Source organism: Candidatus Paceibacterota bacterium (assembly GCA_030583745.1).
GTDB lineage: Bacteria > Patescibacteriota > Minisyncoccia > Phycocordibacterales > BOKC01 > BOKC01.
This window is the reverse complement of sequence record CP129473.1, coordinates 514243-531732: the sequence shown is the minus strand read 5'-3', so window position 1 is coordinate 531732 and position 17490 is coordinate 514243. Positions and strand designations below refer to the sequence as shown.

The window sequence follows — 17490 nt, the reverse complement described above, 5'->3', positions numbered from 1 at the left end:
ACCGCGCGCGGTGCAGACCGTGTCTGCTTGCCACGTGCGGTTTCAAGGGGGTCTTGCCGTTCATTCCTCCGGCTAGACGAGCCTTACCGCTCTCGCCTTGAGATAACCGGTGCGAAGTACTGTTGGGCAACCTCGGCCCATTCGTGGCTCGGCTCCTCGCCGGCGCCGTAGGGGATTAGGATTGACCCTTCGACGAGATGTGGGTGGAGCTTAAAGGGGAGTAGTCCTCCTCCTCCAACACCCGCAGATTCCAGGTATTGGACACGCAGACCGTGCGAGGTTTCCCAAAGGATAACGCCAACCGTGCCGTCAGAATGGAGGATGAAGTCGCCGACTTGGGCATTCCCGAAATTCTCTTCGGCGTAGGCTTTCCTGGCCTCCTCAACCTCTCTCCTCTCCTCAGAGATGAGAATATGGGAAAACGGTATCAGGATGAGGAAGATAATCACAGAGGTGGGGATTCCGAAGAAAAGAAGGGCTGTTCTTAACTGAATCTCTTTCTTGAAGAGGGTTGCGCACATTACAACGCCCACGATCGCTGTAAGGAACCCAGCTGCCGCGGAAATAATCATTCCTAAGATTCCCTTAAGCAAAAGCAACTCCACGCTCATTCTCCTTGTTCTGTCCGACAGAAAGCTCCGAGCTTCTGTCTAGGTTCATTTCCTGGCAAAACCTATCAAATTGTTACCTGTCTGTCAAGCTAGATTTTTTTAGGAGATCTTCTATTTCCTTCTTATATTCTTCAAAATTCAGCTTTTCGGCACCTTTTTTTAGAACAAAAACCGCTAAAAAGCCCGGTTTTATCTGGAGAATTAAGTCTTTGACCGCCGCGTAGCCGCGCCGACGCAGTTTGTTTCTATCAACAGCATTTCCGGAGACCTTGGAGGAGATTGAAAAAGAAAACCGGCTTTGTTTTTGCGCCAATTCTTTTGTTTCCAAGACTACAATAGTCAGGTTTTTGCTAGGAAAAAATTTTCCACTCTTAAAAATTTCCCGAAAATACTCTTTCCTGACTCTAAGAGAAGAGGGGAGCATAAAAAACAAAAGTTGGGTTAGGCGGAGAGATTCTTTCTTCCTTTCCGCCTCCTTAATCTGATAGTGCGTCTTCCACTAGCAGTTTTCATCCTTCCCAGAAAGCCGTGGGCTCTAGATCTTTTTCGTCTTTTTAGTTTGTTTGCTTTAGCCATAAATTTTATTAACAACTTGTAAACATATTATAAACACAATTGGAGCTTTTTAACAAGTTTCAAAATCAAAATCAAAAGATATAATTACTAACGCAAAACTATGGACGACAACAAAAAACTCTGGGAAAACGCCTTGGCCGAAATAGAGATGAGTATCTCTCCTGCCAATTTTAATACCTGGTTTAAAGATACCTTAATATCAAAAAAGGATGGCGGGGTGGTTTTTTTGAGCGTGCCGAATGCTTTTGTTAAGGAATGGCTTTCCTCAAAGCACCACAATTTCATACTAAAAACCATAAGAAAGTTGTCTGACGATGTTCGAGCGCTTGAATACAACATCTCTCCGACTGACCCCAAAAAAAGAGGTGTTGAGTCACCCTCAAAACCCGTGTCTGTCAGGGGTATTGCAAACAAAGAACTTCCTCTCGGGGAGTTTCATATAAACAGAGAGGACAATCTAAACCCAAAATACACTTTTGATTCTTTTGTCGTCGGTCCGTTTAACGAACTTGCTTTTGCCGCCTCCCAAGCAATTGTCAAACAGCCGGGTTTAGTTTACAACCCTCTTTTTATCTACGGCAACACGGGGGTCGGTAAAACCCACCTTATTCAAGCAATAGGGAATCAAATAAAAACTTCTTACCCGGAAAAAAGAGTTCATTATGCGACATCTGAAAAATTTGCTATGGATTACATAAATTCAGTGCAGACTAACAAGGTCAATAATTTTAAGGAAAAATACAGAAAATACGATGTTTTGATAATGGACGACATTCAGTTTCTTTCCAGCAAAGAAAAGACTCAAGAAGAGCTGTTCCATTTATTTAACAACATACACGATAGCAACAAACAGATAATATTTTCGTCAGACAAGCACCCGAATTTCATTCCTGATATGGAAGATAGATTAAAATCCAGATTTAGCGCTGGAATGATTGTAGATATTCCTATTCCTGACCATGAGTCAAGAGCAGCGATACTTAAAACCAAGTCCAAAAGTCTCAATATTGAGCTCTCGCAGGAGATAATAGACTTCATCGCCTCAACCATCACTTCAAACGTTAGGGAACTTGAGGGAGCGTTAAACACGATCTCCTGCCAACACCAAATTAAAAACAGGGAGTTAACTCTAAACGACGTAAAAAATCTTCTACGCCACAGCTCTAAACCCAAAAAGACACTGTCGGTAAAAGAGGTTATTAAAATTGTTTCCGATTTTTATAATATGGAAGAAGGAACCATATACGAAAAAACCAGGAAAAAGGAGGTTATAAAACCAAGACAAATAATAATGTACCTCCTTAGGGAAGATTTTGGGATTTCCTATCCATCAATCGGTGAGAAGTTGGGTGGGCGAGATCACACAACCGTAATTCATTCTTGCGAGAAAATAAGAGGGGAGATAAAAAACGACAGCGTTTTATTTAAAGAAATAGAGCAACTAAGGTCGATTATTAGTTGAAAAAATGATGTGGAAAAACAAAAGCAAACACGTGGATAAACGACTGATATCTCAAAGAATTTTAAGGACGGTGGTTTTTTATAAACAACTTATTTGGAAGATCGCCTGACTTTTAAACAACATTTACACACTGACAAAAAATAAATAGGCCTAGAAATAAAGACAAAAAACACTTTTCCACTTATCAACAAAGATAATAATAAAAATAACAATAAATAATTAAGAAATAATATAGAAAAATAAAATGAAACTAGAATGTTCAAAAGACAAATTATCAGAAGCGGTTTCCAAAGCTAGTCGACTAGCGACAAATAGAAATCCAGGACTACCGATTTTGAGTTGTTTACTTTTGGAGAACAAGAATAATCGATTGACTATTAAGGCCACTAATCTTGAAATCGGGGTTTGTTTGGATGTTCCGGTAAAAACAGAAAAACCTGGCTCGGTGGCTGTCCCTGGGGAAATTTTAAATAATCTTTTGACAAACTTGCCATCCGGCAAAAATATAAAAATTGAGGGCAGAGACGGAGAAATAGTGGTCGCAACTGAAAAAAACAGATCAGTTATAAAAACAAAAGATATTAACGACTTCCCTTCGATTCCAGAGACAAAATCTGACGCCTTTTCAGTCTCAACCAAGGACTTTACTAACGGTTTAAAATCTGTTTGGTATAGCTCAACACAGTCCTCCATAAAGCCAGAGTTGTCGAGTGTTTTTATCTACACCGACTCCGGTGAAATGGTTTTTGTGGCTACAGACTCTTTTCGTTTGGCGGAAAAAAGAATAAAAGTGAAGCAAAATAAGGATTTTGGAAATGTTCTCTTGCCTTATAAAAACGCTCTTGAGATTGTCAGGGTTTTAGAAGACGAGACAGGCGAAACAAACATTTTTTTGGATAAAAATCAGATTTCTCTAAGCTCTGACGGAATTTATATCACCTCCCGTCTGGTTGATAGCTCTTTTCCGGATTACAAACAAATTATTTCTAAGGAGTTTGAGACCGAAGCTGTAATTTTGCGTCAAGATTTAATTTCGGCACTGAAGTTGGCGAACGTCTGGTCTGACAAGCTCAATCAAATTAACTTTTTAGTTTCTCCGGCAAAAAAGGATTTGGAGGTTCGGACGAGACACTCGGAGTTGGGAGAGAACAATTGTAAGTTGGACGCCGCTCTTTCTGGCAAGGAGTTGGATATAAGTTTTAACATAAAGTATATTGCTGATTGTTTGAGCTCTATCTCTTCTGACAGCGTGTCAATTTCTTTAAATGATGTATCTAAACCGATGGTTATACGCGGTGTAGGGGACAAGAGCTTCTTGTATCTGGTGATGCCTATGAATAGGTAATTTCCTATTTTTTAAAATGCAAAAAATAAGAATTCTGGCTGTTGACCCGGGCTATGAAAAACTGGGGATTGCTGTTTTGGAAAAAGTCCGTGGCGGGAAAGAAACACTTATTCATTCGGAGTGTTTCTTTACGAAAAAATCTGACAAGGAAAAGAGATGGCTTTTAATTGGCCAAAAAATTAAAAAAGTCTCAAAAGATTTTTCGCCAGACCTGCTGGCAATGGAAAATTTATTTTTTAATAAAAATCAAAAAACTGCTCTGCTTGTTTCGGAGGCGCGTGGAATTATTTTGTATGAAGCTATGCTTTTTGGAATGCAAACAAAACATTACTCCCCTCTTGAGGTAAAAATTGCGGTAACTGGTTATGGCCGAAGTGATAAGTCGCAGGTTGAAGAGATGGTTAAGAGACTTGTAAAAATAGAGAAAAAGGGGAAGTTGGAGGACGACGAATATGATGCAATCGCTGTTGGTCTTACCGCTTGCGCCTCGTTTAGGTTCTCTGATTTGGGGTAGTAGCTCGTTATCCACAGGCTCTAAAAATGACGTTTACAAAAAAAAATAAATCTGCTAAAAATGATTTACCTTCGGATATACGAAGGTGGTCGCCGACTTATCATGTTAAATAATCCAAAACATGGGAGACGAATTAAACGAAATGGAAGAAACCGAGGATACTGAAGATGATGATATTGGAGATGATGAAGACGAAGAGGAGATGTAGATACTAAAACAAAACCCCCGCTATGGGGATTTTGTTTTTTGGCAATTCAGAATGAAGTTTGGGTTCAGTAAGGTACTTTATTTTGGCTGAATTCGAACGAACCTTCTTTTTCCTATTTTTATTGAGGTTTCTTCATAAATTTTAAATTCAGGGTCAGAAATTTTTTGTTCGCTACTAACTTCTTCAACAGCCCCTTCTTGTACCAATCTTCTGAAATCCGATTTTGATTTTACCAATCCTTCTTTTTTTAGAATTTCTGACAGTTTTTCTCCCTTCATAACCTCAACGGTTTTCATGTCCTCTGGCACTGATTTTTTTTGGAAAATTTTTAAAAAACTTTCTTCAGCTTTGTTAGCTTTATCTTGTCCGTGGTAAATTGCTGTGATTTCTTTTGCCAACCTTAATTTTAAGTCTCTTGGATTATTCTCTGGATCTTCAAGTTTGTTCTCTATTTCTTTTATTTCTTCCTCCGGGGTATAGGTGCAAAGGATAAAATATTGGGTTATCAAGTTGTCAGGTATGGACATGGTCTTCCCAAAAATTTCTTCTGGTGACTCATTAATCCCAATGTAATTATCTAAGCTTTTGCTCATTTTTTCTTTACCACCTGTTCCTTCCAGAAGCTTAAAAGACAAGACAGATTGAGGTGAGAGTCCGGATATTCTCATCGTGTCGCGCCCATAAAGCATATTGAAAACTTGATCACTGCCTCCAACCTCGATGTCACAGCTACCGTAGATTTGCGCGATGATTTGAGAGTCAATTCCCTGGAGAACCGGGTACATTAATTCGTGCGCGTAAAGTTCTTGTCCCGATTTAAGTCGCTCTTGGAACATATCTCTTTCAATTAGTTTGGCGTGGGTTGTTTTTTTTAAAAACCACAAAAAATTTTTTAAAGTTATTACCGCTACCTTTTTTTGTTCGGAAATTCCGATTTGCATTCTGGTCTTTTCAAATACAATTGCCTTGCCGACAAATGAGTTCGGGTTTATCGGCGCGCTGGTTTTCTCTCCTTTTTTGTCTATTTCTAAATTAACTTTGTAGTCTTCAGGCAAATTAAGGTCGGTAGGAGAAGTAAACCAATCCGAATTTCTTATCCAGGAAAAAGAGTCTTTATCTGTTCTTAAGATTTTTCCGGCCTGCTCTAAATAAGTTTTCATGTTAGCTTCTACCTCATTTTGTTCAATTTCCGGTCTAACTTTATTTCTTCCCGTTGGATCACCAATCAAGGAAGTGAAATCTCCAACCAAAAAAACAACCTTACAACCCCAATCCTGAAGTTGTCTTAGTTTCCTTAAGATAACAGCGTGCCCTAGATGAAGATCTGGGCGGGTTGGATCTACCCCCCACTTCACAATTAGTGGTTTTTGGTATTTTCCGGAAATTTTCTCCTTCAGTTTTTTTTGAAAAACATCGTCTGGGTCAATAAACTGATAAACACCTCTTGAGAAGAAAGACGCTATTTCTTTAGGGTTTGGTTTCATAATTTTGTATTAAATGTATCATATTTGCTGATTCGTGGTAATATTTTTATCTGTTGTTGTCTTATTTAAAAATCAAGATGGAGTGGTTAAGGGGCGGGCTTAAAATTTTATTTTTATGGGTTCTAATTGCTGGGTTTTTAATCCTTGGGTCTTTGGCTGTTTGGATATCAACTTTCAAAATTCCCGATCTGCAGTCTTTTGATGAAAGAAAAGTGATTCAGTCTACAAAAATATACGATCGGACCGGCGAGGTTTTACTTTTTGACATATCTCAAGATATTAAAAGAACAATTGTTCCACTTGAAGACATATCAGAGAATATTAAAATTGCGACCTTGGCCATAGAAGACGCCAATTTCTATAATCACAAAGGAATCCAGATTCGTTCAACCTTGCGCGCGGTTTTTGTTAACCTTGGCTCGCTTCAGTTTAGACAAGGTGGTTCAACTATTACCCAACAGGTTATAAAAAATTCCTTACTTACGACCGAGAAAAAAATTTCTAGAAAAATAAAAGAGTGGGTTTTGGCTGTTAAGCTTGAAAACTTGCTTTCTAAAGACGAAATTTTGGCTTTGTATTTGAACGAAAGTCCTTACGGTGGAAATATTTACGGTGTAGAAGAGGCGTCCAATGCTTTTTTTGGTAAAAAAGCAAAAGATGTAACTTTGGCGGAAGCCGCTTATCTTGCTGCTTTGCCGCAAGCCCCATCTTTTTACTCACCTTATCAAAAAGATAATCGAGAGAGACTGGAGGGTCGTAAGAATCTAGTGCTTACAGAAATGCTAAGGTACAACTTTATCACTCAAGATGAGTATCAGAGCGCCGTTTCAGAAGAAGTAAAATTCAGACCTCGAGAGGATCGTGGTATAAAAGCCCCGCACTTTGTAATGTATGTAAAAGAGCTTCTTGAAAGCAAATATGGTCGGCAGGTTTTGGAAAGTGGCGGTCTAAAGGTTATAACGACTCTTGATTATGAAATGCAAAAGAAGGCCGAAGATCTGGCTAAAGATTTTGCTTTAAGAAACAAAGATAATTTTGATGCCGAAAACATCGCGTTAGTTGTTGTTGCACCAAAAACCGGAGAAATTTTAACTATGGTTGGTTCACGCGATTATTTTGACGAAGAGATTGATGGTAATTTTAATGTGGCAACAGCTTTCAGACAGCCGGGCTCGGCTTTCAAACCCTTTGCTTATGCCGCGGCTTTCAATAAGGGATATACACCAGAAACTTCTTTGTTTGATTTGCCGACAGTGTTTACCACTGGCTGTTCCCCACAAGGTGTCGGCGCAAATTGTTATATGCCTCAAAACTACGATAATGTTTTCCGCGGGCCGATTACTATGAGAGAGGCCCTAGCACAATCAGTCAATGTTCCTTCCGTTAAGACTCTCTATCTTGCCGGGCTCCAAGAAACACTAAATCTGGCACGCGCCATGGGTATTCAAAATTTGGGAGATGCCAACAGATACGGATTGACCCTAGTTTTAGGTGGTGGCGAGGTCGCACTTCTTGACCTGACAAGTGCCTATGGGGTTTTTGCCAATGATGGGGTCCGCATCCCGCATTCGGTAATAATGGAAATTATGGATTCAAAAGGTAATGTTTTAGAAAAGAATACTTTGGAGCCCAGAATAGTTTTATCTGAAGACACGGCTCGTAAAATTTCAGATATTCTTTCAGACAATTCAGCTCGTGCTCCGGCCTTTGGGCAAAACTCTCCACTCCACTTTGCTAACCAGCAAGTAGCTGTTAAAACTGGAACGACCAATGATTATCGTGATGCTTGGATTGTTGGTTATACACCGAACCTAGCTGTTGGCGCTTGGGCTGGAAATAATGATAATTCTCCGATGGAAAAACAAATTGCAGGTTTTATTATCGCGCCTTTTTGGAGAGCTTTTATGGAAGAAGTTTTGCCAATGTTTCCGGCAGAGAAATTCTCCAGCCAATCTCTAGACGCTCCGTCTGAAACAGGAGACTTGAAACCTGTTTTGAGAGGTGTCTGGCAGGGTGGCGAATCTTTCTTGGTTGATAAAATTTCCGGCAAGCTGGCGACGGAGTTCACTCCAAAAGAAACCCTGGAAGAACTTGTTATCGGCGAAATCAGAACCATTCTTCATTGGCTGGACAAAGACAATCCAAGAGGTGAGAGACCCATAAACCCGGCGCGTGATTCCCAATACCAACTCTGGGATTTTCCAGTTAGAGAATGGGTGGTAAGGCAGGGGATAAGAGAGCTGACTGAAGCTGATTTACCAACAGAGTTTGACGACGTTCATGTTCCGGAACGATTCCCAAGTATTAGCGTTAATGAGCCACTGTCAGGTCGCGAGTATTCGGCCAACCAAAAAATTAATGTTCGGACAAGTACCAATGGATTCTATCCAAGGAATAAAATTGAGTTTTTCTTAAACGATGGCTTTTTGGGAAGCGCTGACGCACCAAACTTTACTTTCTCCTTTGTGCCACAAGAGGTTGGGGCGCCGTTTGGAGAAAATGTTTTGAGGGCGGTTGTTTACGACTCTGTTTTCAACAAGTCTGAAACAGAAATTTCTTTTTCCATCACGGACTAATTCTTGTTGATTAGAACCTTACGTCTTTGAAATTTTTTCCGCTTCTTTTTTCTATTTCCAAAAGAATTTCTTTTTTTCTTAAAAAAACAGCATTTTTTTGTGAAGGGCTAAATTTTTCTGATTTCAAAGATATTATTCCGTTTTTAAATTCAAAACTTTCAGTTTCTGTGGCAATTCCGGCAGCCGATTTGAAAGATTCAGAAATTATTTTTTTCAATTCACTGTCGTCCTTCACCAGAACCCTGAATTTTTTAAGGAAGTCCGATAAATTTTTCATCAATTAAAAATATTTTTCAATTTTATTCGGCATTCATGAAAACCTCTTGCACTTCGTCGTTTTCTTCTAAATCGTCAATCAAGGCCCCGAGTTTTTCACCATCTTCTTCTGACAACTTAATCATTGTTGTTGCTTGCCAACCTGCCCCGATCATTGCGTCAGGGTTGCCGGATGCCGGGTCTTTTTGAAAAGCCCAGGTGGCGCTTCCCGGCGAGGCCAAAGAAAAGCCGTGCTTGGAAAGAATGTGTTTTACCTCGGCCGCCGCTTTGTTTCGGTTTTCAGTCAGTGCTTCTATTATCAAAGCTACTCCGCCCGGCCCGTATGCTTCGTAGGTAATTGACTCTTGTGGCGCACTTTCTTTAGCTTTTTTAACTGCCCGTTCAATGACATCTTTTGGTACGTTAGCTTCCTTGGCTTTTTCAATTGCCGTTTTAAGTCCGGCTGATTCAACTCCGCCGGATTTTCTTGCCTCACTGCTGATTAACTTGACGATTTTACTGAAGACCTTACTTTTTTCAGCATCCGAAACCGCTTTCTTTCTCTTAACTTTTGACCATTTGTTGTGACCTGCCATATTTTAATAAATTTTAAACTTCAATTTTATAGATAGTAACATATTTATCTCTCGCTTCTTATTTTCGTATTTCTATGGTTTTAACAGACTTCTTTTAGATACTAGTTTACAATTTGAATTCCAATTCATAGTATTTTGATACCAGTTAACAGAATTTAAATCACTGGTTAACAGAGAATTAATTAATAATATTAATTAATAAAATTTTGTTTTACTAATCAAACATTTTAAGACGGCCGTCTTAAAATGTTTGATTAAACAATATCCTTTTCTTTGACTTGAAAAAAATTGATAAATTTTATTATTTTCAATTCAGCAAGATATTTAATAAACTCTTTTGGTAATGGGGCTGGTCCAATCCAAACACTTTGCTGTTTTTGTTTAAACTCTAAAGCTTTTAATCCTTCTCGTAAGCGCTCCCGTTTTGCTCTTAGATTTTCTGGAATATCATACATAACAATCATTTCTTTTATCTGTCCATCTTTTTTGTTTTTAGAAAAATAATTTTTATTAAAATTACTTCTATTAGCAAGTGCCGATTTAGTGGTCTTGTTTGCCGACCAGCCGGAAGCCGTTTTGGTGACCAAACCCCTCTTTTTCAACCTATAAAGAGTGTTTAAAATTGAAATTCGGGAAACCTCTTTGTTAGGTTTATATTTTTTAACCATTTCTTCAACCTCTCTGAAAGAGTGGGTCTTGTAAAGAAGGGCTTTAAGGAGCATTTCAGTTATTGTTCCCCTGTAAATCATATTTTTTATTTGTCTTAATTATTTTTTATACTTTCTTCTCTTTTATTTCTTGCTTTATTAATTTTAACATCAAGAATTAAATTTTCAAACAATCTATGACGGCCGTCATAGATTGTTTGAAAATGCCTGAACTGAAATGGACATGTTATTAATGGGTATGTTATTGTTTTTGGGTACATTAAAACTACTTAAAACTACCTGTGTGTATTTATTAAAGGTGCCAAAAGTTGTTTGTACATTACCCTTGGGGCTTGACTCGAGGAACCTTTATATTTTTTTAAAACAACCCCTCTTTTTTGCGACCTAAATGTTTAAAGCCAAGATCGGTTAATGAGCGACCGCGAGGGGTGCGTTCCAAAAAGCCGATCTGGATTAAATACGGTTCGTTGTATTCCTCGATCGTTGCCATCTCTTCGGAAATGGAAGCTGAAAGGGTGTTAAGCCCGACCGGTCCGCCTTTAAAATTTTCGGCGATAACCTCAAGAATTTTTCGGTCAGATGATGCAAGCCCCATTTCATCAATTCCCAAAAGCTCTAAAGCCTCTTTTGCTGTTTTCTCGTCCAGCCCTCGTTTTTTAATCTGGGCATAATCGCGACATCTCTTAAGAAAATAATTGGCGGTGCGAGGCGTAAAGCGGCTGCGCTTGGCAATTTCCAAAACCGCTTTGTCATCAATTTCAATTCCCAAAATTTTTGCTGACCGTCTGACGATTTCGGCTATTTCTTCTTGGTTGTAGTATTCCAAGCGGAAAATCCCGCCGGAAAAACGACTACGAAGCGGAGAGGAAATAAGCGCTACTCTGGTGGTAGCGGCAATTAAGGTGAAGGGTGGCAATTCTAACTGCACGGTACGGGCTGAAGGTCCTTTACCTAAGACAATATCTAAGGTGCCAGACTCCATAGCCGGATACAAAACCTCTTCAATGACTTTGTTCAGTCGATGGACTTCGTCAATAAATAGAATGTCGCCCGGTGAGAGATTGGTTAAAATTGAAGCCAAGTCTCCGACCCTTTCAATCGCTGGACCGGAAGTTATTTTTATCTGAGCACTGATTTCTTTGGCAATTAAATGCGCTAAAGTTGTTTTACCGAGCCCGGGCGGGCCATAAAAGAGAATATGTTCCGGTGGATGCTCTCTTTCTTTCGCTGCCGAGAGCAAAATATGCAAATTATCTTTTATATTTTTCTGGCCTATGTATTCATCCCACCTACTCGGTCGAAGTTTTTGGTCTAAATATTGAAAATCGTTTTTTTCTTCTACCTCTTTTTTTCCCATACTTGTCTTTTTATTCTGTCATTTTACTATTTTTTGAAAGTTTAAAACATTTGACATAAACCATGTTTTATGCTAGGATGGTTGTGCCTAAGAAATTTGGCAAATTGAAAACACAAACCTCTAAGCAACGGGCCTCCGGGCCTTTTGGTTTTTAGCGGGGACCTTTTGGTCTTGGCTGAAATTATCCCTAGCTATCAACCATGCTTTTTTGTTCCACTTAAAAGTGTTGCTTAGAGGTTTGTGTTTTTTATTACTTGATCATTTCACGTAATAAATCAGAAATCAATATCGCAATTCACACCTTTTTATTCTAGCAGTTCAACCACTCTTTCAAGTTCAGCTATAGACGTAACTCCTTGAAAAACCTTAATTATTCCGTCTTGCGCCATGGTTAAAAGCCCCTGATTTTCTGCCGCTTTTTTTATTTCTCGCTCGCTCGGATTATTTTGTATTACTCCCTCAACTTTTTCATCGGTTCTTATAGCTTCATAAACCCCAACTCTTCCGGCAAAACCGGTAAAGTTGCATTCTTTGCAACCCTGGGTTTCCCAAACATTTTCTGTTTGTAGATTTTCAAGGTAGCTTTTTTCTTTTATAGACTCCAAAATTTTTAAAACCGAACTTCTCTCTTGCCCTGACAATTTTTTAACTTTTCGGCACTTAGGACAAAGCCGTCTTACAAGGCGTTGAGCCATAGCTACATTGATTGCCGAAGTTATAACCTTCGGATTTATCTTCAGGTCTATGAGGCGAGGGAAGGTGCCGGCGGCATTGTTGGTGTGGAGTGTTGAAAAAACCAAGTGTCCAGTAAGAGCGGCGTTGATGGCGACCGAAGCTGTTTCAGAATCTCGAATTTCGCCAACCATTATGACATCTGGGTCTTGTCGCAGAGCACTTCTTAAACCAGAGAGGAAGGTGTAACCCTCTTTGTTGTCGGTTTGTGTTTGGACAATTCCCGGTAGGTGGTATTCAATCGGATTTTCAATTGTAATTATTTTAATTCCCGGCTGGTGGATTTTTTTTAGGAAGGCGTAAAGGGTTGTTGTCTTTCCAGAGCCAGTTGGACCAGTGGTTAAAATCATACCGTTTGGCTTACTTATTTCGTAAAGTAAGACTTTCAACAGACGTGGATGCATGCCTAGATTTTCTAAAGACACGGATATCGCTTTTGGATTCAGGATTCTCAAAACTATTGTTTCGGCATAAGCTCCGGGTAAAATTGAGGTTCTTATTTCTATTTCTTCGTCTTTTAAAATAATACTAAATCGCCCATCCTGAGCTTGGCTTGTTATGTTTAGCTTCAGCCCCGAAAGAAGTTTTATTCTAGACAATAAAAGTTTGTATGTTGCGTTATCAAAATTCAAGATGTCGGTTAAGACTCCGTCTAATCGAAAGCGCAGGCGAACATAATTTTCTTCCGGCTCCAAGTGAATATCTGAAGCTTTTATAGACAAAGCGCCGGCTAATATCACTTCAAGAATTTTTGAGGTCCGGTTAATCTCTTTTGAAACCAGATTTTTTTCTACAAGCTGTTTTATTGAGTCAAGACTGTTGGCGTTTTTTATCAAACTTAAAAGACCTTCGTTGGAAATATCGAGAGCGCCACTTCTTGTTTTTACTGATGTATGAAGATCAGCGTATCTTTCCCACGCCCTGTTTAGACCCTCTTGAGAGACCATGTACAACTCTATCTGGTAACCTTTTCTTTTTAGAGATTCTATCATTTCTCGACTTTTTAGATTGTTGGGTGCTAAGATGCCGATTTTCAGGCGTTTATTTATGACATCAAAAACAGCAAGCCCGAACGCTCTAGCGTCTTTTTCACTTAAAATTTTCAGGGCTTCTATATTTATTGGACTTATTGTTAAATCAATATACGAAAGACCGTACTTTGAAGAAAGAGTTTGGGCCAATTCTTCTGCTTCGGACTTTCTTAATTCCTCGATTTTCAGGTTCTGTTTTTCTTCTTGAAATTTGGCCATAATCAAGTACATTTTAACCCCTTTAGCGTGTTTGAACAAATGGTCGTTTTGTCTGTTAAAATTGTTTTATGAAGTTTATTTCAAAAAGCTTAAAAGAGACTGACGATTTTGCAAAAAATTTGGTCAAGCTACTTTATTCAAAACAACAGAGTAAACAAGCCGTGATCATATGTCTTTCCGGTGAGCTTGGAGCCGGTAAAACCACCCTTGTAAAGTCTTTGGCAAAAGCGCTCGGAATCAAAGAGCATATCACTAGCCCCACCTTTGTAATTTTGAAACGTTATAAAATCAACACCCCGTCTTTCAAGAACCTTATACACATTGACGCTTACAGACTTAAGTCTGGAAGCGAGCTTTTGAGTCTTGGTTGGCAGGATATTGTTTCCGAACAAGACAACTTAGTTTTTATTGAGTGGCCGGAAAATGTGATTAGTGTGATTCCTAAAGGAGCTGTTATCATTAGATTAAGAGTTGTAAACGAGTCGGAGAGAGAAATCAAGTCAATTAAAAACCTAAACCTTGGGTTCTAATCAAACTCAAAAATTGAATTTGGGACTTTGATCTTTGAACTTAAAAATGACTAAAACTAAAGACAAAGATAAAAAACGGCTGGTCCTTTTGGACGCACAAGCTATTCTTCATCGAGCTTATCATGCTCTACCAGACTTTTCTTCCAATAAAGGTGAGCCGACCGGCGCTCTCTACGGTCTATCCCTTATGCTTCTTAAAATTATTTCTGAATTTAAGCCGGACTACATAGTTGCTTGTTTTGATGTCGGCAAGCCGACCTACCGCCACGAAGCTTATGAGGGATACAAGGCCAAAAGAGCCAAGACCAAGGAAGATTTAATCTGGCAAATTGAAAAATCAAAAGAAGTTTTTAAAAGTTTCAGTATCCCAACTTATGAGATGCCTGGATACGAAGCTGACGATCTTTTGGGAACAATAGTAGAAAAACTAAAGAAACAGAAAGACCTTGAAATCATAATCGCTTCTGGCGACATGGACACTTTGCAGTTGGTTTCTGGTGATAAAGTCAGAGTATATACCTTAAAAAAGGGAATAAAAGATACAGTAGTTTATGATGAAAACGGCGTGAGAGAGAGGTTTGGTTTTGGTCCAGAACTCCTACCTGACTATAAGGGTTTGAGGGGTGACCCATCTGACAATATTATTGGGGTGCCGGGTATTGGGGAAAAAACCGCTAGTATTTTAATAAAAGAATTCAGGACTATTGAGGATATGTACAAAGAATTGAAAAGAGCGCCGGAGAGATTTGAGAAGGTTGGAGTTTCAAAGAGAATTATAGAGATTTTGCTAAACAACGAAGAAGAAGCCATATTTTCTAAAACTTTGGCGCTTATAAACAGAGAGGTGCCGATAGATTTTAAATTACCAGAAAAAGAGTGGGTGAAAATTTTGGACAAATCAAAAATTTTGAAGATTTTTGAAGATTTAGAATTCAGGGCTTTGGCTGACAGAGTTAAAAATGATTTTTCAGAAAAAAAAGAAGACCCTCGTTTGGAACTTATTGACCATTCCAAAAATTATAGGATTCCAGAAAAAGATTTAAAAGAAACACTCGTGGCTCTTTGGTTGTTGGATTCTAACATTACAAATCCAACAACCGAAGATGTCTTGAGATTTGCATCAACCGATTCTTTTGAGAAGGCAAAAGAAAAAGTTTTTGTCGAGTTAGAAAAAAGAAATTTAAAAAAATTATTTGAAGAAATTGAAACTCCTCTCATTTCAGTTGTTGAGAGGATGGAAGATCGGGGAATAAAAATTGACACCTCCTTTCTGAAAGAGCTTTCCGGTGAATATCACACAGAGCTTTCGAAATTAGAGAAGAAAATCTGGCAATTGTCCGGTTTGGAATTTAATATCAACTCTCCGAAACAGTTGGGGGTTATTCTTTTTGAAAACCTAAAGCTTAAGCCGAAAAACCAGAAAAAGACTTCAACTGGCGCCAAATCAACACGCGAATCAGAATTAGAGAAAATGAAAGACTTGCATCCGGTAATACCCCTGATTTTGGAGTATCGAGAATTTCAGAAACTTCTCTCAACCTATATAGACAACATCCCAGAAATGCTGTCTGCCGACGGTCGACTGCATGCCAAATTTTCTCAAACCGGGACAACAACTGGGCGAATGTCATCAAACTCTCCGAATTTGCAGAACATCCCAATAAAGACTGAACTGGGTAAAAGGATACGAAAAGCTTTTGTCGCCGAGGAAGGTTTTGAGCTTTCGGCTTTTGACTACTCGCAAATTGAGCTTAGAGTTGCAGCTTTTCTTTCGGGCGAAAAAAAATTAATTAATGTTTTTCACGAAAATGGCGACATCCACAGCGCCGTAGCCTCAGAGGTTTTTGGAGTACCAATTGAAAAAGTTAATTATGAAATGAGGCGTAAAGCCAAGGTTATAAATTTTGGAATTATTTATGGTATGGGGGTAAACGCCTTGCGTCTTAGTTTGGGATCAAGTAGGGAGGAAGCTCAAAGATTTCTTGATGATTATTTTAAAAAGTTTGCAACCCTAGCCACTTATTTGGAAGATGTAAAAGAAAAAGCCAGAAAAAATGGCTTCACAGAGACTTTTTTTGGACGTCGTCGATACTTTCCGGCGCTTAGGTCCGGTATAGATTATATTCGTTCAGCGGCGGAAAGAATGGCAGTTAACGCACCTCTCCAAGGGACTGCAGCCGATATAATAAAGTTGGCGATGATTGGGGTTGATAGATATGTTCAGGAAAATGAATTGCAAGATAAAGTTCGTTTGGTTTTGCAGATTCACGATGAGTTGGTTTACGAAATTCATAACGATTTATTGGAAGAATTAGTACCAAAAATTAAAGAAATTATGGAAAGAGTTTTGGATCCGAAAGAAATAAACGGGGTGCCGCTTTTGGCAAGCGCAGAAGTCGGCAAAAATTGGTTAGAACTTAAACCTCTCAAAAGTAAAATATGATAATCGCGCTTTTTGGTAATGACTACGTAAAGAAAAACAGGCGTTTGGCTGATTTGATCCGAGAATTTCAAGAAAAGACGGGTAGTAATTCTGTTTTACGTTTTGTTCAGGATAATTTTTCTCGGTCTGAAATTGAAAACTTGATTAAAGGGCAGGGTCTTTTTGAAAAACAAATTATCGCAGTCTTTGACCAAATTTTTTCCGTATCTGAATTTAGAGATTTGTTTTTAGAGAGCGTCTTAGGTTTTTCAGAGTCTCCTAATGTGTTTGTTTTATTGGAGACGGAAGAAGAAAAAAAACTAACTGAAGTTTTGAAAGGGAAAGCAAAAATAGAGAAGATGGATTTACCGGAGATTAGACCTTTTAATCTCTATAGTCTTTCAGACGCTTTTGGTCGAAGAGATCGAAAAAAATTCTGGATTCTTTTTCTAAAAGCCCAAACAGCCGGCTTTACTCCGGAAGAAATTCTGGGAGTGCTTTTTTGGCAGGTAAAAAATATTTTGATTGTCTTGGATTCAAAAAATGAAGCCGAGAGCGGGTTAAAATCGTTTCCTTATAAAAAAGCCAAGGAATTTTCAAAGAATTTTTCAGCCGAAGATTTGAAAAAACTTTCTTCTGGTTTGAATTCGCTTTATCACGAAGCCCATTTAGGCAAAATAGATTTTCTCTCTAGTCTAGAAAAATTTATTTTGAAGATATAACTTGTCCGCCCAGTAGGACTCGAACCTACAACCAATTGATTAAAAGTCAACTGCTCTACCAATTGAGCTATGGGCGGATATATTTTTACTTCATACCTACCTACCAAAACAGCTATAATCGGAAATAATAAACTTCATACCTACCAAAACAGCTATAAGCGGAAATAACTAACTTCATACCT

The 17490-nt window shown here is 38.7% G+C and carries 16 protein-coding genes and 1 tRNA gene; 7 read left to right on the top strand and 10 right to left on the bottom strand.

The window, feature by feature from the left end; translation table 11 throughout:
- Nucleotides 1-83 precede the first annotated feature (83 nt).
- From QY304_02820 to rpmH, 3 genes are all read right to left on the bottom strand, one after another.
- On the bottom strand, nt 84-611 hold the full coding sequence (locus tag QY304_02820; GenBank protein ID WKZ26301.1) for a hypothetical protein: 528 nt from the start codon (nt 609-611) through the stop codon (nt 84-86).
- A 73-nt stretch (nt 612-684) separates the two neighbouring features.
- Complete coding sequence (rnpA, locus tag QY304_02815) at nt 685-1035, bottom strand: ribonuclease P protein component (GenBank protein WKZ26300.1); 351 nt, start codon at nt 1033-1035, stop codon at nt 685-687.
- A 17-nt stretch (nt 1036-1052) separates the two neighbouring features.
- Nucleotides 1053-1187, bottom strand: a complete 135-nt coding sequence (gene rpmH / locus QY304_02810; GenBank protein ID WKZ26299.1) for a 50S ribosomal protein L34 — start codon at nt 1185-1187, stop codon at nt 1053-1055.
- Nucleotides 1188-1287: 100 nt separating this feature from the next.
- Here rpmH and dnaA point away from each other — a divergent pair, with 100 nt between their 5' ends.
- The 3 genes from dnaA to QY304_02795 all read left to right on the top strand — a co-directional run bounded on the left by dnaA (nt 1288) and on the right by QY304_02795 (nt 4508).
- Entirely contained in the window at nt 1288-2649 is a 1362-nt protein-coding gene (dnaA, locus tag QY304_02805; GenBank protein WKZ26298.1) for a chromosomal replication initiator protein DnaA, read from the top strand.
- Between the two features lie 244 nt (nt 2650-2893).
- Nucleotides 2894-3994 (top strand): DNA polymerase III subunit beta, encoded by a 1101-nt coding sequence (gene dnaN, locus QY304_02800; GenBank protein WKZ26297.1) that lies wholly within the window; start codon nt 2894-2896, stop codon nt 3992-3994.
- A gap of 16 nt (nt 3995-4010) precedes the next feature.
- Complete coding sequence (locus QY304_02795) at nt 4011-4508, top strand: crossover junction endodeoxyribonuclease RuvC (protein ID WKZ26296.1); 498 nt, start codon at nt 4011-4013, stop codon at nt 4506-4508.
- 285 nt (nt 4509-4793) lie between these two features.
- Here the strand turns inward: QY304_02795 and tyrS are convergent, their stop codons facing one another.
- Complete coding sequence (gene tyrS / locus QY304_02790; GenBank protein WKZ26295.1) at nt 4794-6200, bottom strand: tyrosine--tRNA ligase; 1407 nt, start codon at nt 6198-6200, stop codon at nt 4794-4796.
- Nucleotides 6201-6277: 77 nt separating this feature from the next.
- Between tyrS and QY304_02785 the strand changes: the two genes are divergently transcribed.
- On the top strand, nt 6278-8776 hold the full coding sequence (locus QY304_02785) for a PBP1A family penicillin-binding protein (GenBank protein ID WKZ26294.1): 2499 nt from the start codon (nt 6278-6280) through the stop codon (nt 8774-8776).
- Nucleotides 8777-8786: 10 nt separating this feature from the next.
- On the opposite strand, the gene QY304_02780 is transcribed toward QY304_02785, so the two are convergent.
- The 5 genes from QY304_02780 to QY304_02760 form a co-directional block, all read right to left on the bottom strand.
- Entirely contained in the window at nt 8787-9053 is a 267-nt protein-coding gene (locus QY304_02780) for a hypothetical protein (GenBank protein ID WKZ26293.1), read from the bottom strand.
- A 22-nt stretch (nt 9054-9075) separates the two neighbouring features.
- Nucleotides 9076-9627, bottom strand: a complete 552-nt coding sequence (locus QY304_02775; protein WKZ26292.1) for a YebC/PmpR family DNA-binding transcriptional regulator — start codon at nt 9625-9627, stop codon at nt 9076-9078.
- A 254-nt stretch (nt 9628-9881) separates the two neighbouring features.
- A complete protein-coding gene (locus tag QY304_02770; GenBank protein WKZ26291.1) occupies nt 9882-10376 on the bottom strand; it encodes a hypothetical protein in 495 nt (164 codons plus the stop codon).
- A 277-nt stretch (nt 10377-10653) separates the two neighbouring features.
- Nucleotides 10654-11652: a Holliday junction branch migration DNA helicase RuvB gene (gene ruvB / locus QY304_02765; protein ID WKZ26290.1), complete on the bottom strand. Its 999-nt coding sequence runs from the start codon at nt 11650-11652 to the stop codon at nt 10654-10656.
- A 305-nt stretch (nt 11653-11957) separates the two neighbouring features.
- Nucleotides 11958-13634 (bottom strand): GspE/PulE family protein, encoded by a 1677-nt coding sequence (locus QY304_02760; protein ID WKZ26289.1) that lies wholly within the window; start codon nt 13632-13634, stop codon nt 11958-11960.
- A 68-nt stretch (nt 13635-13702) separates the two neighbouring features.
- Here QY304_02760 and tsaE point away from each other — a divergent pair, with 68 nt between their 5' ends.
- The 3 genes from tsaE to QY304_02745 are packed head-to-tail and all read left to right on the top strand — an operon-like array spanning nt 13703 to nt 17308.
- The gene (gene tsaE / locus QY304_02755; protein WKZ26288.1) at nt 13703-14164 is read left to right on the top strand and encodes a tRNA (adenosine(37)-N6)-threonylcarbamoyltransferase complex ATPase subunit type 1 TsaE; all 462 of its coding nucleotides are present in this window, start codon (nt 13703-13705) and stop codon (nt 14162-14164) included.
- A gap of 46 nt (nt 14165-14210) precedes the next feature.
- Nucleotides 14211-16607: a DNA polymerase gene (locus QY304_02750; GenBank protein WKZ26287.1), complete on the top strand. Its 2397-nt coding sequence runs from the start codon at nt 14211-14213 to the stop codon at nt 16605-16607.
- Entirely contained in the window at nt 16604-17308 is a 705-nt protein-coding gene (locus tag QY304_02745) for a hypothetical protein (GenBank protein ID WKZ26286.1), read from the top strand. Before QY304_02750 ends, QY304_02745 begins: the two co-directional genes overlap by 4 nt.
- 4 nt (nt 17309-17312) lie before the next feature.
- Here QY304_02745 and QY304_02740 read toward each other — a convergent pair.
- Nucleotides 17313-17385: transfer RNA gene (locus QY304_02740), tRNA-Lys, on the bottom strand.
- Between the last annotated feature and the right edge of the window lie 105 nt (nt 17386-17490).